This window comes from Chryseobacterium sp. SN22 (genome assembly GCF_008329705.1).
Lineage (GTDB): Bacteria > Bacteroidota > Bacteroidia > Flavobacteriales > Weeksellaceae > Chryseobacterium.
On record NZ_VTSX01000005.1, the window covers coordinates 1 to 24,463 of the forward strand.

Below are 24,463 nucleotides of genomic sequence, written 5' to 3' on the forward strand. Positions count from 1 at the left end.
TCTGGGTTACGATGATTCAAAGTACGATCTGCCAAAATTGAACATTCACGAGGTTGAAGTGGAAAACCTCACAGATGAGGTGATAACAGATAAGTACGGGAAGCCGATCCTGTTTAAAGACAATACGTAATTTTTCATTTTACTTAATTTTAGATATTATAATTTCTCGGGTATAACGATCAAAAATGACAAAATCTCCGTCATTTTCAATTATTATTTCATTACCTTTACTTCGCGCTATAATTTTTCCATTTTCTCGAATAATAAAATCATCCTGTACAGGATACATTCTTCCTGAATATTTCAGACCAGGCATTTTTTTTGCAGATAATCCAGAATGGCAATCTTCAACTTCAACTAATATACTATTTATAAGACCTAAAGCATCTTCATTCGAATTACAAGGTTTTGCAATTTGAAGTTTATAAAAATAGGTTTTCAATCTTTCATTTTTTTTTAATATTTCTCCGCATTTTCTTAAGGGAGGAATATTTATTAAATTTAATTCTTCTATTAATGTAAGCATTTTATGTAATATTGCTAATTTCCAAATATACAAAACAATAAATATGATATATCTTACGGGTTTCCGTAAAGCAAAAAAATCCCAACTCTTGTCAGGATTTATCAATGAAACCTTAATTATTTTCCAAGGTACCTTTTCACTGCAGCCGCAGAAGTCCCAACAGCTTTGACAGCCTCTCTTATTTTTTCCTTAGAAATACCAAGCTCTTTTGACCAATATTCTAATTCCCAGTCTTCATGCACATTTACTTTACTTGCATCCTGCGGTCTTCTTTTACTTAAATCGTCACTCATAATAAATAATTTTGTTGGTTAATAAAGTAAAGATAAGCAGCTTCCGAATCATAGCCCTACGGGTTTCCGTAAAGCAAAAAAATCCTGGCAACAGCTGGGATTTAATAGATTATATGATTTTTGGATTTTTAAAAATTATTTATTGCAAAGATTCTAGTCTTCGTTTTCATCGTCTTCCAATTTCGTTTTTGTCCATTCACCTCCGATATATTCTCTTTCCATTGAATAGCCATAATCCAGATCAAAAGCGTCATTAAGAGTTGCATCGTTAATTATCATTTGTTCCAGTGTTACAAGTCTTATGTCTTCGGGCATTTGGTCGCCTGTCAGAAATTGCCAATCTCCATCTATATCGTGGACAACACGTGTGATAGGTTTAGCAAGGTCCAGCCATTGCCTCGTGGTAAATATTCCTAAATTTTTATCTTCCCTGAATTTGAAATCAGCATTTCGGTCGAGTAGGGGCTGATCGGGTAAAAATTTCTTTTCAAAACCTTCTTCCCAGGGAAATTTATCATTTCTATCACTCCAAACAAGTTGAACGGCGGGAAATTCTGTTTTGTCATAGTACTGTAAAGCTACCCCAAAATAATCGGGAATATTTCTTTCATCTACTGGTAAAAACTCAGCTCTGCTGTCCTTAAAAATGTTGTCATAATTGGAATAAGTTTTAATGGTTCCACCATTTCTTATTAATTCAGCAATATCATTAATTATTTCATTGCCAAGTTTATCCGGTAAGCCAAAACAGATTACTTCAGGTTGCTTGTAAGTCTCAAAAAGACCGATGCTGTATGCAAAAGATGAAGAATAGTCAGAACGTCCTACCATGATTACCTGAAGTCCATATTTATCAATGTTTGTCTTAGTCTCAATAAGAAGTTCATTCTTACTCATACACTTGTGTTCTATTTCTTTATTCATTTAAGCATTAGGATATTTTAATGATATATTTGTTTTAGTGAGACTAAAGAATCCCGACGCTCGTCCGGATTTTTCATTGATTTTAAATTGAATAATTTTTGAGGATGAACTTCTAAACCTTTTGAAAGCTCATATATTGTGGAAATTCCAAAAGCCAATTGGAATTCAATTTTATCCATTACAGTTGATTCGTTAAGACTTATTTAAACAACGGATCATCGAAAAATTCTTTCAGGGTAATTTTTACGAGCGTACAGAATCTTTTAATGGTGTAGATGGTAACGCCTCTTTCGCTTTCAAAGCTTTCCCAGCGGTTGACTTGTTGACGGTCTATCTCATGGAGCTTGGCAAACTCGCTTTGACTGAGCCCGGTAGATTTTCTCAGATTAATTAATCTCTGAGTAATCATATTCCTCAATTCTATATCGTCTTTACTAAGTTTGCTCATGAGACAATTTTAGAATATTTAATAAAAACATTTGTAATCCATTTGGTTTACAAATGTTTTTTGTATATATTTGAAAAATATTAAAAGACACAATGCAATAGGTGGATTAGGCTTCTATATTAGCACTAAACCATTTGTAAATACGAATTTCCGGCTGTATCATATAGAAATCCAGTACTGCCGGAAAATCAAGAGGCCTAAAAAAACAAAATGATGAAAAAGAAAAATTTAGATATGGAAGCCCGGTTTTGGTCCGGCAGTGAGATGGATTCCGGGATGAAATTGATGGAAACCTTTTTCCAGTTCAACGATCCGGTGACCGCCCGGGAGATGCTTAATAATATCATGATCTGTGCTGTAAAAGAGAAATCCGTACCGCCTCAGAATGCGGCGGCGGTTTTCCATTTTTATCTGGCTTTGCGGTCTTTTGTCCGCGCGTGTTTTCTTATCAGCCGGAAAAGAAACAAATGGACCATTGAAGAATCTCCTGAAAACAACTCGCCCATGATAATGGGAAACCTTTCGGACAAAGAATACAAGGATCCGGTGCGGATCTTCCGGAAGGCTTTCAAGGCCTACAGCACGAAAGAATACGATGCGTTTCTTTCGTCGGTGGTTTATTTCTCTCTTTCAGATTCCGGATGCGAAGAGGAAAAAAAAGATCATGGGACCGTATATTCATCTGGTTAAAATGCTGGAGGCTGGCAATCTGATTGTGGAAAGAGCGGGAAAGGAGTGAGGGGTATTGTGGCAGATGTTTTAAAGTTAGATATGATATTCCCTTTAAGAACCAATTTTAGAGGAGCAAGAATTAACCTGGAACAACCGGTTCCGCATGGTGATAATATTCCATTTCCGGCCAGTTGAAATCGGGTAGGCCGGGCAGATCTTCAAGCCGGAAGTCCTGCTTGAATTCATTTAAATAGTTGTCATGATTGGGATTATAGCTCATCATAAAACTGAACTGGCCATTGGTACCGTACCAGAAAACATATAGTTTTTTATGGTTGTCATCATAGAAATATTTATTGGTCTCTTCATAATCATGCCGATTGGTTACGGCATCGACCGGACTGCTGTAAATTTCATTGCCATTATGGTCAAATACCGAAATCCCTTTGGCTCACAGAACTCCGTCCGCGTACTCAAAGTAATTGACCCGGATGTAGTTTCCCACCCTATGCCTTTCCCGGATTTCGATGGTCGGAAACAACTTGTAGTCTGCCAGGATCGCTTCAGCCGGTTCATCAGGATCCCTGTAATATATTAAATGGATCCTTTCCCCTTTCCGGTATTCTTCTTTTCTTTTGGCCATGCCGTTTACGGAGAATACCTTGATGTATCTTTCCAGGATAGCCGCCTGAGCCGGAGAGATGGCTCTTTCAAACTGATCCTCGTAAGAAATTTCGGTTGTCATTATGTTTTGGTTTATTTTTCTTTGATGAATATCGTTGTTGTCTTATTCGATGTACCGGCATTTATCAGATTTGTTGGAAAGCTTTTTCAGTCTTCTGTTGGGTATGCTTTATATTCTTCTTCCGTAAACAGCCACCGGTGTTCCGGATTTTTAGGGTAATTCTTTTGCTGCTGTTCGTAAATTTCTCCTTCATCCCTGATCCACAAGATCTGGTAAAGCTTAATGTGCTCCTGTTTCTTCTCCCTGTCGTGAAGGTCTTCTCCTTTTATCATTTTGTTATATGATTTCCAGGTTTTGTTTTCACAGCATTCGCATTCATCAAGATATACGGCCAGGTACCCGCATATTTCGCAGAACTCGGGATGCTTAAAACGGTTGAGGTAATCTCTGTTCAGTCCGGAATAATACAATGGGCCGTCATAGGGCTGTAAAGATAAGAATTGCAGGAAATTCCCGAATCTGATGCTGTGTTCCGGCACATACAGCTGATCATCATTCGGGCCGTGGTGCCCGGATTTTTTTTGATGGAATTCTATAATTAAAAAGCGGTAGATCCCTTGAAACTGATCAAAACTATGGAAATGCATATTCTTCACTTCATTCCACCGATAAGAAATCCCTTTGTAGCTAAAACCCAAATTTTCAGCGGAAATGGTATGCCTGTTTTCCAGATAATGCTTCCTGCAGGCCACATACTCCCAGCCGGAGCCGGATCTTGTTTCGCCTTTGGCGCCGCAGGTCTCGCAGATGGATTGGGATTTCTCCGTGTATTTCTCAATGATCGTGTGGAGGTTGCTGCCATAGGCATCAGCGGTATAAAACCTGAGTTCCGCGTATTTTTCTTTGATGCAAGAAACCTTTTTGTCCCAGCCGTTTTCATGGAGTTGCCGGATCAGTTCCAGGGTCAGGGGATACCAGCCTTCAGAAATCTGAAGGTCGATCCCGTTCAAATCGGCAAGCTTCCTGAGATCAAACGCATTGATCTCCTCATTAATGATAAAATCTTCCAGGCGAGTACAGTTTTTATTGATGAATTCGGCTTCCCTGTAGAGGCGGTTTCTCTCTTTCTTTTCTGTATTAGCGGGAGTTTCAGCGGAAAGCTTTTCGGTATCCAATTTATTAGATTCAATAGCAGCGGAGCCGGTTTGGCTGGAAAGCTTGTGGTGCTCAGATTCCTCTTTCGGTTTGGGTTTATACCTATTTAAATTGCGTAGATGATGCATAAAATGATCAATCCTGATATAATGGCTGTCGTTGTCATTTTTTTTTCGTCCGTTTAATAAAATTCTATGTTCAGGTAGTATGGCACGTACTTATTTACCTGATGGTATTCCTGATCCAGTTATTTAATTCGAAGCTGTATTTAATAACCAGAGGATACCAGCATGCACCAAATGTTGGATGATCTTTTTTTTCATACACCCGGATCCCTTTACTGAGTCCGAAAATAGTTAAATTCGGGTTTTTGCTCAGGTTGGCCAAACGGTTTTCGAGCCACTCTACGGTAGACTGATCTCCTGTACCGTTATACTTTCTCAGTACCTCAATGATGCTGACCTCAATTTTGTCGGAATTCTTTAAAATATGGTCTATATCATCTGTCAGATCCAGATCGTTTATAAAATCAATGGACAACAGGTGCTCATCACTATTTTCAAATAAATGCCGGTATTCGAAATCCTTCAGGATGGTTCTGGCATGATGCAGCAGGGAAGCCGTTTTATCAGGGTTTTCCTCCAATTTCAGAATGTTGATAAAAGGAATATTTTCATTCAGTCTGATATAAGCCTCAATCTTGTGATGACCGTCAAGCACATAGGTACAGCTGTATTCTGAGTTTAATATATTGCATGAATCAAAAATCAATACCATAGGTTTCATGCCCGTTCTGATTAATTCACAGTAGTATTCCACCCTGGCATTATCAATTTTATCATTTGTTATGGTAAAGAGCTTAGGATCTGTATTCCTCATGTAGTAAGGGTAAAACCCGCCGAAAAATCTTTCATCTTCAGAAACAGCATCATTGTGGTTTATGCGATTGCCCCTAAGAAATTCCGTATTGCTGATATTTGTAACGGACTTATTGATGCTATACTTTCCGTCGGCAAATAAATGTAAAAAGTCAGTGACCGCTTCAAGCTGCTCTGTATCGGAACCTACGGATAAAGCCTGATCTATATTGCGGGTGTAAAAGTTTCTCTCCTCAACAGAATAATCCGAAATGGCATAATATTCCCCGATGCTCCCCCGGCAGTCCGGCCAGTTGACAGCCAAGGCTTTTTTAATGATCAGGCAGCTGGCAAAGTCATTAAAAAGAATATCGATAATATTTTTGCCGTTGGTGATTTCAATTTCTGCTTTCATTGAGATTTTATGATCATAGGTTTAATGGAAAAAGAATGGAAAAGTACGAATTTACGAAGAGAATAGGTCGTCTCGAACCCATATTTTTTCCAATCCGAACAATAATTTTTAAAATCCCGTTCCGGACATCTCCTGATGCGTAAGCAGATAAATCCCGAACGGTGAATAAGTACTTTTACGGAATGATCCGATTGGTAGCAAATACTGAATACTACTTGCTGTATTCTTCGTTATTTTGAGTCAGTAAAGCTATTAATTTAATGATCGTATTTATATATAATCACAATTTGGTGAATAAATTAATCAGTTTTTCTATGTTTAATTCAAATTAAAAACCATTATAGCATGTCTCAAATTAAAAAAGTCATCATCCATCCGGCCATCGGGGTGGCTAGAGTAGGAAACAGTCCGGACGAATATTTCCTGATTCCGGAGCAGATCAATGAGCCTATTACCGATCCCGGCAATTTCCGCGACGGTAAAGGCCGCATCAAACGCCAGGCAGCACGGTTCCGCCTTTTCGGTGCCGATGAAAACGGTAAGATTATCCGTGAGCTGACCGCGGAAGACGGCGACATTACCTGGACCGTCCACGTCGCAAATAAAAAAGCGGCCTGGTACGATTTCGATCTGGCCCTGGATATTCCACAGGCCAAAGGTGTTTTCAAAGGATATCCTGCGGTGGAAAGTACGCTACGTAATGCTACGATCACCGACAGTCACCGGAAAAGGCTGATCATCGACGGCGGAAAAATAGAAATTTCAGGAAAGAATACAAATGCCGAAGGTAAAGACAGTCAGTTTGCATTCGATAAAGGAACTTTCTATTCCCCGGACTGCACCGATAAGCCGGTTTACCTGGGAGAACTCCGTACCGATGCCGACGGCTGTCTTCTTTTCTTGGGAGGGCGCGGGCTGTCTGCTTCCTACGCCAATCTTCCGGCGACTACTTTTGCCAACAACGAGACCTGGCATGACGATACTTCAGACGGACCGGTAGATGCGAAGATCAGGCTGAAAACGGGAGAAATGCTGGAAGCTACCGGGGCGTGGGTGCTCACGGCACCGCCGGATTATTCTCCGGGCGTTCAGGCTTTTGTAACGGGCTATGACCTGCTGGCACAGACGGCTGCCGATATGGGAAAATCCGTACTTCCGGAAACGCCGGAATTCTGGAAACATATTTATCCGATGCTGGAGCGGATGCCGCTGAACGGTTGGGTAAACGCAGGAATATTTAAGCAGAACGGATGGGGAAGTCCCGGCAACCTTTCCACGCCGGAAATGATCGCCAGGCTTTCGGATGCATCCGACCGCTATTTCGAGCTGCGTCAGGCCATTTTCCGCCAGTTCCGTAATCCGGATTATGCAACCATGCAGGCTGAGCTTTTCCCGCCGGTGTACGGAGACGGCCTTCAGAAATTCCTGAGTACCGATACCGATCCGCGTAATTTCATGGCCGTACTGCCGTTCCAGTACGAGTATATCCGGCAGTGGGCCAATGGTAATTTTACCCTGGGAAACAAACCCGGAAGCGTAGAATGGAATGGCCTTTCCCCTGAAGAACAGGCTGCCCAGCTGGACCGTACGGCGCTTGATGAAACCATCGGCGGGCCTTTTCATCCGGGATGCGAATTTACCTGGCCGATGCGGCAGACGATCCTGTATTCCGAACCTTTCCGGATCAAACGCAGGCTGGATGATCCGTTGACCTTCGGGCCGGTTCTGGATGCTGACAAAGCTTTGGCACCGGGCGGACCGCTGGACGGTTCGGCAGCAGGGGATATCACCAAATGGATGGCCGTGCCGTGGCAGACGGATACTTCGAGCTGCCTGAGCGGTTATATACAGATTATGGGCCAGTATGTGCCGACTTTCTGGCCGGTACGGGTACCGAATGACGTGATGACCGAAGCCGATTACGAAGTGATGATGAATAAATCGGCGAGCCTTGAAGAAAAGAATGAAGCGTTCGGCAACCGGGTAAAATGGTTGCGGGGCATCGTTTATGAATACGGTTACCCATCGAAAAAAGTAAGCCCTTATACCAAAGGCATCAATGAATTTATTACCAAATGGCCGGATGTCGGCATCCTGATCCAGAAGCAAGGAAACGGCGATGCCAATTTCCCGGACAAGCTGTGGGTAGAGAACGGCCGTACCATAGCAGAGCACCCGAAAATGAAATCATCAATGAAAGCTGCTTTCGACCAGGCGCCTGCTGAAGAAGATCCGGGCTATCTGTGGATGGTAGACCGCGCAGATAAAAGAAAGAGAGGGTAATGATTGATGTACTGATCATCGGTAATGGTTCTGCCGGACTGGCTTCGGCCATCACTTTGCGTCAGCAGGGCGCATCGGTGATGGTCGTGCACCGGCCGGCCGATGCCGGCCGGTTCCGGGCGGGAGAAAGCCTCGCTGCTTCCGCCCGGAATTCTTTGGCAGAACTGGACGTATGGGAAGAATTCCTGAACGACAGCCATGAACCATGCTACGGAAATGCTTCCTGCTGGGGAGACGACCGTTTGTACTTCAACGATTTTATCCAGTCGCCATCCGGACAGGGTTGGTATATTGACCGTCCTGATTTTGAGTCTATGTTAACACGGAAAGCCGCTTCTTTAGGAGTACCGTTTCATGAAACGCACCGGTCTTTCAGGATTTACAGGAAAGACAACGGCTGGGAATATACCGGAGACCAATTAAAAATCAATGCCGCGGTGGTAATCGATGCCAGTGGCAGAAACAGCTGGCTGAGCAGGCAACTCGGCATCAGACGCATCCGCAGGGATGAGCAGGTCGCCGTCATCAGCATCCTTGCTGCTGCAGATCCGCTGGATAACCGGCAGAGCCTGATTGAAGCGGTTTCAGATGGATGGTGGTATGTCTCGGACATCGGAGAAGGAAAAATAGCCCGGATCTTTTTCACGGATCCCGATCTGCATGACCGGAAATACTGGCTGGATCCACTTTACTGGCGCAACAAAAGTCTGCAGACAAAATTCATCCGGCACCGTGCACCCGTAAGCCGTTACACCGAAATTACACCCTTACAGTATACTTCTGCGGGAAGCCACCATCTGGAACAATACGCCGGGGAAGGCTGGCTGGCAGCGGGCGATGCCGCCTGTTCGCTAGATCCTCTCTCATCGCATGGAATTGCCTTTGCCCTGCGCAGTGGAATTGACGCGGCCCTTGCCGCGAAAGACCAGCTCACAGGTGTTTCCTCTGCCGGCTATGATTATCATGAAAAAATCGATTTGGCTTTCCGGCTGTATAATGAGCAGCGGACCGGATTCTATCAACGGGAAACCCGTTGGAAGGATGATCCCTTCTGGGTAAGAAGGCATGAGGAGCAGCTGACGGAAGCTGGGAAGCCGTAGAGGTACAATCGAAATCGTAATAACAGGCTGGAAGAGGGAAACCACAAGCTGGATGTTTTACTGTTTATATCTCCCGTTTTAAACCTTTACATCACCTTAACCTCTATGAATAAACAATTGCGTATTTATACGGAATATTTTTTCTGAGAGATATTTTAACTTTGGAAAGCATCAATGCAAACCGGAAGCTAAAATCTTAAAAATAAATTTTTAACCACTGTATTAAATTAAACATGACAACATTTACAAGAAAGAATGCCTGGAATAACAACGGGACATTCGACAATCCGGATCTTTTATGGTATGCGAAGGCTGTACAGGTGATGCAGTCGAAACCGATTGAAGATGCCACCAGCTGGTGGTTCTATGCCGCAGTGCACGGGCAGTATCTGGTCAACAACAATACCGGGGAGCCGCCTGTAGGCTACCCGAACTGGACGGATATTCCCTATATCCCGGCAGAAGCTAAACTTTCTTCGCTTCCTTCCGTTCAGGTTTATGAGCTGTTCTGGGACCAATGCCAGCACGGCACCTGGTTTTTCCCTCCATGGCACCGCGGATACCTGGTGGCTCTTGAAAACCTGCTCCGCACCATTATCGTTGAACAACTGGGCGGACCGGCCGACTGGGCATTGCCGTACTGGAATTATTTAAACCAGTCCGCTCCCGGTAATCAATCTAAAATTCCGACGGCATTCACGGTGAAAACTTTACCTGACGGCTCACCCAATCCGTTGTATGTGCCGGAAAGATATGGCCCGAACGGTGACGGCAATGTATACGTAGTGGTAGGACCGGACAGTCCGGATGATCCGATGGCCAACGACAAATGCCAGCTGGATACCATCTACAGCGAATCGTCGCCCGGACAACCGGGAACGGGTAACCTGTACGGCTATTATTACGGCGGACAGGAGACGGGCTTCAGCCACAGCAACGGCGGTTTCGGAGATCTTGAATCCAATCCGCATAATTTCGTCCACGTGATGGTGGGCGGTTTCGACGGTGATGCGTGGACGGATCCCAATGCTTCGGAAAAAAACGAAGGTCTGATGTCTGATCCTCCTACGGCCGGGCTGGATCCGATTTTTTATCTGCACCATGCCAACATCGACCGGATGTGGGATGCCTGGAACATTACCGGTAAAAACAGCAATCCCAACCAGCCCGATTGGCTGAAGGGGCCTTCCGCACACGGCAATTCGCAGTTTGCGATGCCGCTGGATGCGAAGGGAACTCCTTGGTATTACACGCCGGCAGACGTCGACCGTACAACCGGTCTTAATTTTAACGGATCTCCTTATTCTTATACCTATGACGACCTTTCTTTAACCTCATACGAAACGGCCGCTCCACAGGCCGAACCTGAAAATCTAACAGAGAGGTTAAATAAACTGGGGGCAAGTGTTCCTGAAAATAAAATCCCAATGAGCGAAAAAAAGAGACATGAAATCATCGGGGCCAATGCCGGTGCCCTGTCGCTGAACAGCGGAGAAACAGAGGCTGTGGTCAAGCTGGATACCCCATCGTGGAAAACCGTTTCAAAGAGCCTGAAAAATGCTTCCGTTTCCAAACTTCCGGATGAGGTTTTTCTTCAGCTGGAAAATGTAAAAGGAACGAATAATTCCAATTTCCTTTCGGTATTTGTGAATGATAAATTCGTGAGATCGGTGGCGCTTTTCGGGATCCGGATGGCATCGCAGAAAGACGGTGCCCACGGCGGTTCGGGGCTTACCTTTACGTTGAATATCACCAATGTTATCGACGAACTGTATCTGGACAACGAGATCGATCTCAGTGCGCTGAATGTGGTGATCAAAACAAAGAATCCTTTGCCTGAGGACAACGACCTTACCATCGACCGGATCAGTGTTTACCGTGTAACCCAATAACCGGATCATGAAACTTTCAGGAACTGATTGTCTTAAGATCAACCTGGTGATTCTAGGGATCAGCATGGTTACCTGGCTGCTGCTTCTGGTAAATCCCGGCCATATCATGACCATGGAGCATTGCCATGTTTCTGCCGCCGGGCCATCGGCTGCTTCCCTGAAAATGCTGCTGCAGATGAACCCCTTTTCCTCACAACTCTTGGGCTGGGGACTGATGGTGGTTGCCATGATGCTGCCTAAGCTGATTGTGCCCGTTCAGTCAATTTATCTCCAGAGCCTGAGACGGTACCGGTTGATATGCTCTTTATTGTTCGTAACGGGCTATCTTGCCGTCTGGATGGCAGCGGGAGTGATTATGGTTGGTATCATTATCGGTTTAAACCTGCTGATGCCGGGATCGTACATTCCTGGATTGGGCGTATTGACCATTGCGATGGTGTGGCAGTTTTCGCCGGTGAAGCAGAAATTTCTCAACCTCAGCCATGATCATTATGTCCTTCGTGCATTCGGATGGGCTGCCTACTGCGATTCATTGGAGTTCGGCGTTAAGCATGGTCTCTGGTGCGTAGGTTCTGGATGGGCATTGATGCTGTTCCCCATGTTGCTGCCGCAAGGTCATAACCTGGCAATGATTGTAGTGACCTACATTATGATCGCCGAACATCTGGAGCACCCTGCCGCCAAGGTGTGGAGGATCCGCGTTCCGCTGAAGCTGTTGAAATATACGCTTGCCCGGACCCAAATGAAATTGGAAGGACTGAGATAAGGGATATTAAAAGCATATTAAAGTCAATAACGATAAAGCCCACTTTTTAGTGGGCTTTATCATTTAGATAAATCTTTAAATTAAACTCGTGTAGTTTTTAAATTGGATATTTTTTTCCAAAATAATCGTTTAGATATTTATCCGAAATCGTATTGCTTTGTGCGGTTTACAATATTTAAGCAGATTATACGCGTATTTATTTGAAATGTTTTAAACAAGGTATTTATCCCAATTATCTTTTACAAATTTGTTGAGTTTATCACGCATTACTATATCTCTGGCCTGTGGAAGTCTTATTAATTTTTCTACCTTTTGAAAACTTTCTTTGTTTTTGGGAACTTCATTGTTTTTCAGATCTGCATCACAAAAATAAACTACTTCACAGCGTTCTTTCTTGCTGACACGTTCTCAGTCACGGATAGCTTATCTTCTTTGGTTGTAGTGTTGATGTAATCGTCATGGATTAAATCTTCCTCGGTGTATTCTTTCATAATTTATTTGTTTGTTTGTATAGCAAACATACTTCTGTCCTTTTTTAGTGACAATACGGAAAAGCCGTAGGGTTATTATAATATTTAATTGTAAGCCGTATCTTCTTTTTTCTGATATCAAAATAAAATGAGTTCGAGAAAATTCAATTTGTTTTCGGATGATTAATAAAAACCAAGGCCTTAATTTTGAAATAAAAAACTTCCGGCTTCCGGTTTCCCGCTTCCTGTCTACGGTTTCCGGAAAAACTTTGCGTTTTCGTACGAATAGATGATGCTCACGATTTTCCATGTTCCTTCCGCTTTGATGAGGTGCCAGGATTCGCTTCCCCAATTTGTTACGATGTCTTCTTCAAGGAATGAATAATCAAATGTTACACTTGCGACCACATCATCATTGATGATCCTGATGTTCTTAAATTTTTCTTCTTTATGGCCTTTTTCCATAATATAGCGGAAAAAATTTTCATAGGTATCTTTGAAATAATTTTTACGGTTCCCGGGATTCTTTTCCAATCGTTTCTGCTGGGATCTGTTTTTAACAACACCGGTCCAGACCACCGGATTTTCATGGAACAGGCTGTGGAAAGCAGCTGAGTTCTTTTGAATAATGCTTTCTTTGAACTGCCGGATAACGTTCTGGATTTCCGTTTGCTCCGTACTGAACTTCTGGGCTACGACAAGATGAGAAAACAGCATGAAAATGCTTAGAATAAATGTTTTCATAAATAAAATAGGTATTGTTTTAGAATTTGTAATGAAGCACCACGTCTGTTCAAGTGTTTTTTGCAGCGCAGCGAAAAAAAACTGTATCGGGAACTTATAAAGCGGACCTTTGTTATTGGTTCATAAACTTTTGATGGCGAATATTTGGCGAATTAAGGATTTTATTTTTGAGCACAGCAGATGGTTTTTCAATGCAATAGCGGTAAAATAAGCCGGCCAATACACAGAAGATAAAACAGATGAGCATTCCGGATGTGCCGGTAACCGGAATTTCAATTTTTTGAAGAAGCATTTGTACCAGGTGAATGACTCCTTTGTGTGACAGATAAACGGAGTAGGAGAAGGCTGCCAGCTGAGTGGTGATGCTATTGGATTTTCTGCTCAGAAAGGAAGTGGCTGAAACAGCTCCTGTTACTAATATTCCATAACTCACGGCCACCAGGGTAAACCCGAAAAGAGAGGCCTGCTCTGAATATTGGTCCCTGCAAAACCACAGGGAAAACGCAACAGCTGTTAATCCGACAAAAACCAGAAGATTTCCGTTCTGTTTGATCATCGTTCTGAACCTGGAGGATTGAAATAGGAAACCGATTAAAACCCCGACCGCCAGGCCGTCCAGTCTTGTATACGTAGGATAATAAATGTTCATGTACCATTCTTTCCAGAAATCAGGAGTTTCCAGACAGGGGAGAACATATTCATTCCAGAAAAAAATACGCAGGAGGAGGGTGGAAATCATCAGTGATACAATGATAAATTTCAGGTATTTTGTTTTTTTATATCTGATTAAAAGCAACAGCAAAAGCGGAAGTACGAGGTAAAACTGTTCCTCGATGCACAGGGACCAGGCATGGGAAAAAGTTCCCCGGTTAATAACATCCAGACTGAAATTCTGGGTGAAGGTAAGAAACTTCCACAGCGGCGGCAAAGCTTCCCGTTCCCTGAATACCGGAAAACAGAAATACAGCAAAAGGGTGAACAGGTATGGCGGAATAATCCTGAAAAACCGTTTGGTGAAAAAAGTTTTCAGCCGGATGGTCCGGTATTCCCTGATTTCCCTGAACAGCTGGTTGGAAATTAAAAAACCGCTCAATACGAAAAACAGATCAACCCCTGTCCATCCGATCCATCCGATGTCATCTACCCAATCCGGATGCCCAAACATCCGGTAATGATACAGGAAGACGAGGAGGATTGCAACAGCTCTTAGATGGTCCAACCCGATGAATTTTTCTTTTTCCATTTCTTTTTTCGACAAAAGTCTTTTTATTTGAATTGGATTTGAAACGGAGCATTCAAAAGGATAGTTTTCGGCTGTATACAGCAATACTTGTTATTTAGAGACCTATTGCTGCAGTTTATCATCAGATCGAATCCTTTTAAAGCCAATCCGCGTATACAAAGGTTTTTAATAATATCTTTACATATTGTGAAAAAAACATCAGACGAAAAGGTAAAAAACGAGATCATTCAGCAGGCGGTATTCTGGACCGCCTTATTCGTGTTCGGGATCTTCCGGAACTACGGTGAGCTGGAGCAGCCTGATTTCAGGGAAATATTTTATTATGACGTATGCCACTGGATTTTCCAGATCATCGGGGCCAACTTAATGTATTCCGTACTGATCCAAAAATTTTTCGAGGCTAAAAAATATTTGCTTTTCACCGTCTATTTTCTGGGCGGAATCTACCTTTTAGGGGTGCTGAACCGTCTTTTTATCGTGTATGCAGCGGAACCTTTGTTTGCAGACTATCCTCAGGACAGCATTTCCGATATTTTTACCGATCTCAGGTATCTTCTGCTCTATTACATCCTGCCCGTTATTTCCGGGTCTTTCATTTTCATTTCAATGAAGTTCATGATCCGTTACAGGGATGAAAAACAGAATACCTTCCAGCTTCAGAAAGAAAAATCGGAGCTGGAACTGAAAGCCCTGAAAGCCCAGCTGAATCCCCATTTTTTGTTCAACACCCTGAACAACATTTATTCTTTGTCCGTTACCGGTTCTGCCGCGGTTCCTCTGTCGATCAGCCGGCTTTCGGACATCCTGGATTACCTTCTGTACCATGGCCAGAAAGAAAAGGTTTCCATAGCCGGAGAGATGAAGATCGTAAAGGATTATATAGCCCTTGAAATGCTGCGCTACGACGAACGCCTGGATATCGAAATGGTGGAAAAAATTGAATTTTCCGGCCTGATCCCGCCTTTGGTATACCTGTCTTTTATAGAAAATGCCTTTAAACACGGCGCTGAAAAGACAAGCGGCAGGGTAATCATCAGCATTTCTGTTGAAACCGATGAAAAGTATGCGTTTTTTACCGTTGAGAATCCGCTCTTTGGAAAATCTCAGGATACGGAAACCGGCATCGGGCTGGAAAATATCAGAAAACAGCTCGATCTGTATTATCCCGGTATTCACTGGAAATAAAACAAACGGATAAACGGTTCGGTATAGAATTAATGACGCCTATAAAATGATGATCAACTGTATAGTAATAGACGATGAGCCTCTGGCTGTCAGGCTTTTGGAAAGCCATATCTCGAAAATAGCGGAACTGAATCTGGTGGCCACGGCAACCAATGCACTGGAAGCTTACCGGATCTTACAGACGCAGGAAGTGGATCTTCTGTTTCTCGATATTCACATGCCCGACCTGAACGGGATCGAATTTTTGAGGTCCCTCAATAAAAGACCACCGACGATTTTTACCACCGCTTACCGTGAATTTGCGATCGACGGCTTTGAGCTTGAAGCGGTAGACTACCTGCTGAAACCGATCACTTTTGAGCGCTTTTTTAAATCGGCAGACCGGATCCTGCGGCAGGTACAGAAGGAAAATGAAGACGGTTTCATGATTTTTAAATCAGACGGATTCAACAGGAAACTTTTGTTGAAGGACATTCTTTATTTTGAAAGCATGGGCAACGATATCAAGGTTGTACTTCGTGACGAAATAATGCTTATTCCGAAAATATCAGTTGCCGAACTGGCTGCCCGTCTTCAGGACAATGGGTTTTTAAGGATTCACCGGTCGTTCATCGTCAACCGGAACCTGGTGACCGCTGTCAGCCATCATGAAGCATTGATCGGAAAAATCTCCATTCCGGTAGGCCGGAGTTTCCGGGAAGCATTTGATAATTTTGCCCGGCTGTTTTCAGCGAAACGTTTGTTTTGATCCGTAAATGCTGAAATACCTAAAGGAGGTAAATTTTTAATTATTCTAACTGGTGCTATCGCCTGTTTATCGGTATTAATTATAAGAACCCCTGAATTCCAGAGGCGAAAGGCCCGTCCGGGCTCTGAACATCTTACTGAAAGATTGAGGATGTTCAAATCCCAGTTCATAGGCGATTTCTGAGACCGTCAGGCCGGTACCGGTCAGTTTTTCCTTTGCCCTTTCAATGAGTTTATGGCTGATGTACTGCTGGGCATTCTGCCCGATGAGCGAGCGGAGCATATCGCTTAAATAACCGGATGAAATATTCAGCTTGTCGGAGAGGTACTGCACCGTCGGGAGCCCTTGCCGAAGGGTTTCCTGATGATTGAGATAGTCGTCGAGAATGCTTTCCGTTTTCTGAAGGATGTCATTATTGGCAACCTTCCGGGTAATGAACTGCCGTTTGTAAAACCTGTTGACATAGCTCAGCAATAGCTCGAGCTGGGCAATCACCACTTCCTGGCTGAATTCATCCACGCGGCTGCTGAGCTCCTGGTCCATAATTTGGAAGACCGAAAGGATAATTTCCCTTTCGGGCTCTGAAAGATGCAGTGCTTCACTGGAGGCATAGGAAAAGTAGCCGTACTGCTTTATTTTCCGGGCGATCGGGTGGCCGAGCAGGAAATCGGGATGGATCAGCAGGATATAACAATAGGTTTCGCTGTTGTAATCGGTGCTTCCTACGAGCTGGTTCGGCGCCAGGAACAGCATGCTGCCTTCATCATAATCGTAATAATTCCGCCCGTACTTCAAGCGGCCTTTATTTCTCGTAATAAAGGTGATCTTATAAAAACTCAGGACATCGTAAATCGGAGCCATTGCGGTATTGAACGGCTGGTCCCGGTTAAAATGCACAAGACTGATCAGCGGATGCTGCGGCGCCGGAAGTCCGAACGCCTGATGGCTTTCCGATATAGAGATAAAACGGATCAGTTTATCTTCTTTACCTTTCATTTTATAAATGTATAAAAAAACCTATGATTGCTCATCATAGGTTTTTAAGATTAAAAATTACCAGGGAAGCACGTTGTTTTCACCGCTGAAACTGGCAGGGCCTGTAAAACTTCCATTCGGAAGATCTTCTGCCAGTGCTACACGGATCGGTTCTTTAGAGCCTTCTTCCACAGAATCTGTTCCCTGAAAGTTATTAAGTGCCGTTGCCGTAAAGCCGGGGCTTACCAGGTGAACTTTGATGCCCGTGTTTTCCAGATCGATGGCCAGAGACAGAAAGATGCCGTTGAGCGCAGTTTTTGAAGCGCCGTAGGCAGCATCGAAATTAGACCGGTACGGATTTTCCGGATTGGCGTTAATGGCAAGTGAGCCTAAAGCGCTGGAAACCGTAACGATTCTCGCACCCGGAGCTTTTTGAAGCAATGGCAAACAGGCTTGCGTCAGGGCGAGCGTCCCGAAAACATTCGTTTCCCAAACGGCCTTCAGTTCGTCGATCGGCACAATACTCGCCCGTTGTGATCCAAGAACTTCTTCCATCGTACGTTCCGGAGCCCCGGCATGCGAAACCGCTGCATTGTTGACCAGAAGGGTGAGATAACCGGCTTTATCTTCAATGGTTTTAACTGCCGTTCTGACGGATTCGTTATCAGTAATATCCAGTTGGATAGCTATGGCTGATTCCCCGAGCTGTTCAGCCGCAGCTTTTCCTTTCTGAAAGTCACGGGATCCGACATACACCGTATATCCGTTTTCTACAAGAGCTTTGGCAATTTGAAAGCCAACCCCGGTGTTCGCACCCGATACCAATGCGACTTTATTTTCATTGTTCTTCATAATCGTAAGTGATTTAAGTTGATGCAGCAAAGGTGGGCATTTGAAAGCTTATCCGTGTAACCCGATCGAGATTATTTGAAGCCGGATTGAGGGTAATGCAGTTTTCTCTGGAACGCTACATAAGGAATCTCAATTAAAATGAACTGTAACGAAATACAATGTCTTGAATAAAGGCTGTTTTTTATTTAGAATCATCCTTTTTCATTTCTTTAATGATATATTCCCGATGTTGCTTTCCCCAAGATGCCATGGCATCGATTACGGGCTTAACAGAATAGCCGTAGGCGGTCAGTTCATATTCTACGGCCTTGCCGCCATCTTCCGCGACGGTCCGTTTTACAATTCTGTTCTGCACAAGCTCCTGCAATTCTTTTGTCAGCATTTTCGATCCGATTCCTTCCAGGGTATCCCGCAATTCGGTAAATCGCTTTTTGCTGAAGGAAAGACTGCCGATGATGACAACTTTCCATTTTCCCGACAATACATATTGGGTATCGCTGATCGCCCGCAGGTGTGGAATACAGTCTGCGGATTGATGTTGTGAATCTTCTTTTTGCATATGAAATTGCTTGATCTGGTTGAGCAAAGATAACGGTTTCCTCCGGGGAACCGATGTTCAGACCGGTGATTTTAATAAATACCTTTACCAAAGAAAAAGAAATAGAATGACTCAAATATTAAACAACACTATCTATGAAAACATTACCGGCACAGCTGCACCGGTAATCACCCTAAGTCCGGTAACCCTTTCTTCTGCCGGCAGACCCACTCCGTTACAGGTGAAAATATCCGCTCCCATAACGGGCACTGATCTGCCGGTTATTATTTTTTCGCATGGTTTTGGAAATTCGATGGACGGATACGCACCCCTGGTCCATTACTGGGCTTCGTATGGTTTTGTTGTCATCCAGGCGACGTATCCGGATTCCAAAAGATTGGGTAATTTTGACGAGCTTTCTTACAAAGATGAGATTTGGCGGATCAGAATTCATGATGTCAAACAAATCCTGGATCAGCTGCAGGATGTTGTGAATACTTTTGAAATATTAAAAGGCCGTGTAGCGACGGACCAGGTTGCAGCAGTCGGCCATTCTTTCGGAGCACACACAACGAGTATGTTGCTGGGAGCGCGGATGATTGGTCCGGATTACAATACGGAAACCGGATTTTTTGATGAAAGGATCAAAGCAGGCATTCTTTTATCTGCCGGAGGACGCGGCGGCGATGCCCTCAGTGATTTTGCAAAAGAGCATCTGCCTTATCTTGATCAGGATTACAGCAGCATGCATACGCCGGCACTGGTCGTTGCAGGAGATAAAGACCATTCTCCACTAACGACACTGGGACCGGAGTGGTTTACGGATGCTTATTTTTTAAGCCCGGGGGCCAACGCGCTGGCTACCATTTATAACGGTGAACATATGCTGGGCGGTATTTCCGGGTATCTGGTAAAGGAAACAACGGATGAAGATCCCAAAAAGGTTAAAGCGGTGCAGCTTTTGACATGGGCTTATTTAAAAACGTTCTTTGATCCTAATAACAACGCCTGGGAACGGATCTCTTCATTATTCGGTAAAGGCAGTTCCGAAATAGCGGTTGTTGAAAACCGTTTATAAAAACAATTGAAGTCTTTGTGCTGATTGACAGACCGGATCATTTGACAGATTATTCTGAGATGAACTTTAATCGGAACTGACATATTGATGGATTTACTTGCGCAGGCCGAATGTGATTTTCAGTAAGTCCGGCAAAATGTAGTGAAATTAATGTGATTATTCCGGACGGAATAATCACATTAATTTTATTTTTTCCCTCATTAGCATGCTAAGAAGAGAATTTATCAGTACTAAGCAGAGTAGAGGCTGCGAGATTTACTGTTTTACAGAAAGATCATTTAAAGACGCATTTTTTTGATTCCCTTACACATATTTGCAACAATTCTTAAACCCACGGATATTGCTGTTGCGGTCTTACAGCAGAGTATTAAAGCGATTGCTTAAATACAATCAGATGGATCATATAAAATTGTGATGCCGTTTCATTTCCGCTGTACCGGCTAAGCTTCAGTGCGGCCGGACTGTTAAGGCAGCCCATAAACATCATAATCATTTGCCGGAATTCCACTTTCGGCAACTTTACCGGGTCTTACATACAAAAACGGTAAAAAAATTAATGTTTTTTTAATGCTTTTTTGGCTGTAAAAGTGTTTTTTTTACACTTGTTTATATTTTTTTTAAAAATATTTTTCAACAATTCTTATCATAATATTTTACCGGAAAAAATAATGTTTTTTTTAGATGGATTTTTTATATAAATGCTTGTAAAATGATCTCTTACAATATCGGTAAGTGTCATAATTATGATAACCTTATCATTGATTATATACAATTGTTATCATAAAAAATCGATATGTAAATTGTTGATATTTAAGTGTTAGCAATAAAAATATTTTTTTTATTCATCTGAATTTTTATATTTGTCATGTTACATAAATGTTAACACCTTAATGAGCCCTGAATTTATACATACCTATGTTTCTGTTGATTGTGTCGTTTTTGGATTTGACCATGAAAACAGATTGAATATTTTACTTGTGGAAAGGCATCTGGATGCGGAAAAGCAGATTAAGCTTCCGGGAAGTCTGATTTTCAGTGATGAGGATGTAGACGATGCGGCAGAAAGAGTTCTTCATGAACTTACAGGGATCAGGAAAATGGTATTGAAGCAGTTCAAATGTTTTGCAGACCCGATGAGGGCAAATAATGAAAAGGACATCAACTGGATGGGAGAGGAGTATAAACATCATATCGACCGGATCATTACGGTAGCTTACCTCTCGCTTTGTAAGATTGATCATAAGATCAACAGCACCAAGTACAGTACGGTAGACTGGTTCCCGATCGATCAGGTACCTTCACTGCCCTTCGACCATAATAAGATCATCAGTGAATCGCTGATCGAGATCAGAAAATGGATCGAGTCGGATTTCTCGATTATTTTTGAGCTTCTGCCCAAGAGATTTACGATCCGGCAATTGTACCAGCTGTACAGCGCATTGAGCGAAAAATATATAGATATTAAAAACTTTCATAAAAAAATATCATCCTTCAACTATATTGTGCCGCTGGATGAAATAGAAAAAAACGTATCGCACCGTGCCGCCAGATATTATAAGTTTGATGCCAAGGTCTTTAAGAAAAACAATACGAAACTAATTAAATAATACCCTCCTTTATACTATGTACTTATTAGGCTATGACATCGGCAGTTCTTCTGTAAAAGTGTGTCTCATCGAGGCATCCAGCGGAAAAGTGATTGCTTCAGAATTTTCTCCGAAAAAGGAAATGAAAATCACGGCCATCCATCCGGGCTGGGCAGAGCAGAATCCGGGAGACTGGTGGATCAACCTAAAGCTTGCCCATGAAGCCGTAATGCATGAAGCCGGCATACATGCGGAAGACATTAAAGGAATCGGGATTACCTGGCAGATGCACGGGCTGATTCTTGTAGACAAAGACCAGAACCTGCTGAGACCTTCGATCATCTGGTGCGACAGCCGTGCCGTTCCTTATGGGGAAAAAGCTTTTAAAGCCATCGGAGAAGAAAAATGTTTATCGCATTTGCTGAATTCACCGGGAAACTTCACCGCTTCCAAATTGGCCTGGGTAAAAGAAAACGAACCTGAGATTTTTGAAAAAATAGATAAGATCATGCTTCCTGGAGACTATATCGCGATGAGGCTCTCAGGACAGATCGGAATTACCATAGAAGGATTGTCCGAAGGGATTTTCTGGGATTTTAAAAACAACTGCATTTCGGAAGACGTCATTAATTACTACGGAATCCCGAAAAGCTTTTTTCCGGAAATCGTGCCGACCTTTGGAATTCAGTCTACGGTTTCTGCAGCCGCCGCCCAGGAACTGGGACTGAAAGAAGGAACGCCGATTTCCTACAGAGCCGGAGACCAGCCGAATAATGCCTTATCCCTTAATGTTTTCAATCCGGGTGAAATTGCTTCTACAGCAGGAACTTCAGGCGTTGTTTACGGTGTGCTTGATAAGTTGGATTATGATAAACTTTCCAGGGTAAATACCTTCGCACATGTTAATTACACCCCGGAACAGACCAGGTTGGGCGTTTTGCTGTGCATCAACGGAACCGGGATTCTCAACTCATGGCTGAAGCATAACTTTGCCACTTCGCTTTCTTCTTACGGAGATATGAACGATATGGCTTCGCTTTCACCAATCGGTTCCAAAGGATTAAGCATCATCCCATTCGGAAACGGAGCGGAAAGGGTATTGGAAAATAAAGATACCAGCTGTTCGATCCACGGAATTAATTTCAACATCCACTCAAAAGGGGATATTCTGCGGGCCGCGCAGGAAGGAATCGTCTTCTCGTACGAATACGGAATGAACATCATGCGGAACATCGGGATGGATATTCAGGTAATCCGCGCAGGAAACGCCAATATGTTTTTAAGTTCGATTTTCCGGCAGTCGCTCGCCAGCGTCAGCAATGCGGTGATTGAACTGTATGATACCGACGGAGCAGTAGGTGCTGCCCGGGCTGCGGGAATGGGAATCGGGTTTTATGCCGATTCCAAGGAAGCATTTTCCTCACTCGAAAAGATCGCCGTTATCGAACCGGAACACGAGAAACACGAACAATATGCAGAAGCCTATTCAAGATGGAAAAACCATCTTCATGAAATAATCTGAGAAGCAACAACAGGAATTCCATTGTACTTACTGACCCTAAAAAATCAGTGAGCCGGGAATTTTTACGCAAAAATGTAAATAAAATTAAAAAATAAATAAGACAAATATGAACACTTTAACAGGTACAAAAGAGTTTTTCACAGGGATCGATAAGATTAAGTTTGAAGGGAAGGAAAGCCGAAATCCGATGGCGTTCCGCTATTATGATGCAGAAAAAGTAGTCATGGGGAAACCGATGAAAGACTGGACCCGTTTTGCAATGGCCTGGTGGCATACCCTATGTGCCAATGGAAGCGATCCGTTCGGGGGAGCCACCATTCACCACCCTTGGGATATCGGAAATGATGCCGTTAGCAGAGCGATGCACAAACTGGATGCAGGTTTTGAGTTTATGTCCAAAATGGGTTTCAACTTTTACTGTTTCCATGACATCGACCTGGTAGATCCTGCGGATAACTGGAAAGACTACGAGAAAAACCTTCAGACGGTTGTAGAATACGCTAAGCAGAAGCAGGCTGAAACAGGAATTAAGCTTCTTTGGGGTACGGCTAACGTTTTCACCCACGAAAGATACATGAACGGAGCTTCTACCAACCCGAACTTTGATGTATTGGCCTGTGCAGGAACTCAGGTAAAAAACTCTATTGATGCAACAATTGCGCTTGGAGGGGAAAATTATGTATTCTGGGGCGGAAGAGAAGGATATATGAGCCTTCTGAACACAGATATGAAGCGTGAAAAAGATCATCTGGCACGTTTTCTTACCATGTCCAGAGATTATGCCCGTCAGCAAGGTTTCCAAGGGAATTTCCTGATCGAGCCTAAGCCGATGGAGCCTACCAAACACCAGTACGATTACGATTCCGAAACCGTAATCGGATTCCTGAGACATTACGGACTTGATAAAGATTTTAAATTAAATATTGAAGTAAACCATGCTACACTGGCAGGTCATACGTTCGAGCACGAGCTTCAGGCGGCAGTAGATGCAGGAATGTTAGGAAGCATCGATGCCAACAGGGGAGATTACCAGAACGGTTGGGATACCGACCAGTTCCCGGTAGATTACCTGGAAATGGTTCAGGCGTGGCTGGTATTGCTTCCGGCAGGAGGTTTAGGAAAAGGAGGGGTAAACTTCGATGCGAAGATCAGAAGAAACTCTATTGATCCGGAAGATTTATTCATCTCCCACATTTCAGGAATGGATGTATTCGCCAAAGGACTTTTAGCCGCTGCCGATATTCTTGAAAATTCAGACTATAACAAGTTAAGAACGGACCGCTATGCTTCTTTTGACAACGGAAATGGGAAGGCATTCGAAGAAGGATCTCTTACGTTAGAGGATCTTCAGAGAATCGCACATGAAATCGGGGAACCTCAGCCAAAAAGCGGAAAACAGGAATTGTTTGAAGCTATTGTGAACATGTATATCTAAATAAATGAAAAGGCTGCTAAACACTAAGGATTATAAAAACCATAATTATTACCAGCCTTTTTATTTCAACC

23 protein-coding genes are annotated in these 24,463 nt (G+C 43.2%); 11 read left to right on the top strand and 12 right to left on the bottom strand.

Going from position 1 to position 24,463, the window contains the following annotated elements; all coding sequences use genetic code 11:
• Positions 1 to 139: 139 nt before the first annotated feature.
• The 4 genes from FY557_RS04300 to FY557_RS04315 all read right to left on the bottom strand — a co-directional run bounded on the left by FY557_RS04300 (position 140) and on the right by FY557_RS04315 (position 2,191).
• Positions 140 to 526: a hypothetical protein gene (locus tag FY557_RS04300; protein ID WP_149246060.1), complete on the bottom strand. Its 387-nt coding sequence runs from the start codon at positions 524 to 526 to the stop codon at positions 140 to 142.
• A 116-nt stretch (positions 527 to 642) separates the two neighbouring features.
• Complete coding sequence (locus FY557_RS04305) at positions 643 to 819, bottom strand: DUF3606 domain-containing protein (RefSeq protein ID WP_149246061.1); 177 nt, start codon at positions 817 to 819, stop codon at positions 643 to 645.
• 153 nt (positions 820 to 972) lie between these two features.
• Positions 973 to 1,743 carry a DUF4262 domain-containing protein gene (locus tag FY557_RS04310; protein ID WP_149246062.1) on the bottom strand — a complete coding sequence of 257 codons (771 nt, stop codon included), beginning with the start codon at positions 1,741 to 1,743 and terminating at the stop codon, positions 973 to 975.
• A gap of 199 nt (positions 1,744 to 1,942) precedes the next feature.
• Positions 1,943 to 2,191 carry a helix-turn-helix transcriptional regulator gene (locus FY557_RS04315; RefSeq protein WP_149246063.1) on the bottom strand — a complete coding sequence of 83 codons (249 nt, stop codon included), beginning with the start codon at positions 2,189 to 2,191 and terminating at the stop codon, positions 1,943 to 1,945.
• A 210-nt stretch (positions 2,192 to 2,401) separates the two neighbouring features.
• Here FY557_RS04315 and FY557_RS04320 point away from each other — a divergent pair, with 210 nt between their 5' ends.
• The gene (locus FY557_RS04320; RefSeq protein ID WP_149246064.1) at positions 2,402 to 2,881 is read left to right on the top strand and encodes a hypothetical protein; all 480 of its coding nucleotides are present in this window, start codon (positions 2,402 to 2,404) and stop codon (positions 2,879 to 2,881) included.
• A gap of 433 nt (positions 2,882 to 3,314) precedes the next feature.
• Here the strand turns inward: FY557_RS04320 and FY557_RS04325 are convergent, their stop codons facing one another.
• The 3 genes from FY557_RS04325 to FY557_RS04335 all read right to left on the bottom strand — a co-directional run bounded on the left by FY557_RS04325 (position 3,315) and on the right by FY557_RS04335 (position 5,975).
• Complete coding sequence (locus FY557_RS04325; RefSeq protein ID WP_149246065.1) at positions 3,315 to 3,608, bottom strand: hypothetical protein; 294 nt, start codon at positions 3,606 to 3,608, stop codon at positions 3,315 to 3,317.
• Between the two features lie 86 nt (positions 3,609 to 3,694).
• Complete coding sequence (locus FY557_RS04330) at positions 3,695 to 4,723, bottom strand: hypothetical protein (protein ID WP_149246066.1); 1,029 nt, start codon at positions 4,721 to 4,723, stop codon at positions 3,695 to 3,697.
• Positions 4,724 to 4,925: 202 nt separating this feature from the next.
• Positions 4,926 to 5,975 (bottom strand): hypothetical protein, encoded by a 1,050-nt coding sequence (locus FY557_RS04335; RefSeq protein WP_149246067.1) that lies wholly within the window; start codon positions 5,973 to 5,975, stop codon positions 4,926 to 4,928.
• Between the two features lie 345 nt (positions 5,976 to 6,320).
• Between FY557_RS04335 and FY557_RS04340 the strand changes: the two genes are divergently transcribed.
• The 4 genes from FY557_RS04340 to FY557_RS04355 all read left to right on the top strand — a co-directional run bounded on the left by FY557_RS04340 (position 6,321) and on the right by FY557_RS04355 (position 12,016).
• On the top strand, positions 6,321 to 8,258 hold the full coding sequence (locus tag FY557_RS04340) for a LodA/GoxA family CTQ-dependent oxidase (RefSeq protein ID WP_149246068.1): 1,938 nt from the start codon (positions 6,321 to 6,323) through the stop codon (positions 8,256 to 8,258).
• On the top strand, positions 8,258 to 9,358 hold the full coding sequence (locus tag FY557_RS04345) for an NAD(P)/FAD-dependent oxidoreductase (RefSeq protein WP_149246069.1): 1,101 nt from the start codon (positions 8,258 to 8,260) through the stop codon (positions 9,356 to 9,358). The genes FY557_RS04340 and FY557_RS04345 overlap by 1 nt, the downstream gene beginning before the upstream one ends.
• A gap of 233 nt (positions 9,359 to 9,591) precedes the next feature.
• Positions 9,592 to 11,250: a tyrosinase family protein gene (locus FY557_RS04350; RefSeq protein WP_149246070.1), complete on the top strand. Its 1,659-nt coding sequence runs from the start codon at positions 9,592 to 9,594 to the stop codon at positions 11,248 to 11,250.
• A 7-nt stretch (positions 11,251 to 11,257) separates the two neighbouring features.
• A complete protein-coding gene (locus tag FY557_RS04355) occupies positions 11,258 to 12,016 on the top strand; it encodes a DUF2182 domain-containing protein (protein ID WP_149246071.1) in 759 nt (252 codons plus the stop codon).
• A 719-nt stretch (positions 12,017 to 12,735) separates the two neighbouring features.
• Here FY557_RS04355 and FY557_RS04360 read toward each other — a convergent pair.
• Both FY557_RS04360 and FY557_RS04365 read right to left on the bottom strand, forming a co-directional pair.
• Entirely contained in the window at positions 12,736 to 13,230 is a 495-nt protein-coding gene (locus tag FY557_RS04360) for a hypothetical protein (protein ID WP_149246072.1), read from the bottom strand.
• Between the two features lie 112 nt (positions 13,231 to 13,342).
• Entirely contained in the window at positions 13,343 to 14,473 is a 1,131-nt protein-coding gene (locus FY557_RS04365; protein WP_149246073.1) for an acyltransferase family protein, read from the bottom strand.
• A gap of 186 nt (positions 14,474 to 14,659) precedes the next feature.
• On the opposite strand from FY557_RS04365, the gene FY557_RS04370 reads away from it, so the two are divergent.
• A complete protein-coding gene (locus FY557_RS04370; RefSeq protein ID WP_228451701.1) occupies positions 14,660 to 15,658 on the top strand; it encodes a sensor histidine kinase in 999 nt (332 codons plus the stop codon).
• A gap of 46 nt (positions 15,659 to 15,704) precedes the next feature.
• Positions 15,705 to 16,406: a LytR/AlgR family response regulator transcription factor gene (locus tag FY557_RS04375; RefSeq protein ID WP_228451702.1), complete on the top strand. Its 702-nt coding sequence runs from the start codon at positions 15,705 to 15,707 to the stop codon at positions 16,404 to 16,406.
• Positions 16,407 to 16,481: 75 nt separating this feature from the next.
• Here FY557_RS04375 and FY557_RS04380 read toward each other — a convergent pair whose 3' ends face one another.
• The 3 genes from FY557_RS04380 to FY557_RS04390 form a co-directional block, all read right to left on the bottom strand.
• Entirely contained in the window at positions 16,482 to 17,402 is a 921-nt protein-coding gene (locus tag FY557_RS04380) for a helix-turn-helix domain-containing protein (RefSeq protein WP_149246074.1), read from the bottom strand.
• A gap of 57 nt (positions 17,403 to 17,459) precedes the next feature.
• Complete coding sequence (locus FY557_RS04385) at positions 17,460 to 18,233, bottom strand: SDR family NAD(P)-dependent oxidoreductase (RefSeq protein ID WP_149246075.1); 774 nt, start codon at positions 18,231 to 18,233, stop codon at positions 17,460 to 17,462.
• 181 nt (positions 18,234 to 18,414) lie between these two features.
• Entirely contained in the window at positions 18,415 to 18,792 is a 378-nt protein-coding gene (locus tag FY557_RS04390; RefSeq protein ID WP_149246076.1) for a winged helix-turn-helix transcriptional regulator, read from the bottom strand.
• Between the two features lie 106 nt (positions 18,793 to 18,898).
• Between FY557_RS04390 and FY557_RS04395 the strand changes: the two genes are divergently transcribed.
• The 4 genes from FY557_RS04395 (at position 18,899) to xylA (ending at position 24,392) form a co-directional block, all read left to right on the top strand.
• Entirely contained in the window at positions 18,899 to 19,849 is a 951-nt protein-coding gene (locus FY557_RS04395; RefSeq protein ID WP_149246077.1) for an alpha/beta hydrolase family protein, read from the top strand.
• Positions 19,850 to 20,739: 890 nt separating this feature from the next.
• Complete coding sequence (locus FY557_RS04400) at positions 20,740 to 21,456, top strand: NUDIX hydrolase (RefSeq protein WP_149246078.1); 717 nt, start codon at positions 20,740 to 20,742, stop codon at positions 21,454 to 21,456.
• A gap of 16 nt (positions 21,457 to 21,472) precedes the next feature.
• Positions 21,473 to 22,957: a xylulokinase gene (locus FY557_RS04405; protein ID WP_149246079.1), complete on the top strand. Its 1,485-nt coding sequence runs from the start codon at positions 21,473 to 21,475 to the stop codon at positions 22,955 to 22,957.
• A 106-nt stretch (positions 22,958 to 23,063) separates the two neighbouring features.
• On the top strand, positions 23,064 to 24,392 hold the full coding sequence (gene xylA, locus FY557_RS04410; RefSeq protein ID WP_149246080.1) for a xylose isomerase: 1,329 nt from the start codon (positions 23,064 to 23,066) through the stop codon (positions 24,390 to 24,392).
• The last annotated feature ends 71 nt before the right edge of the window (positions 24,393 to 24,463 follow it).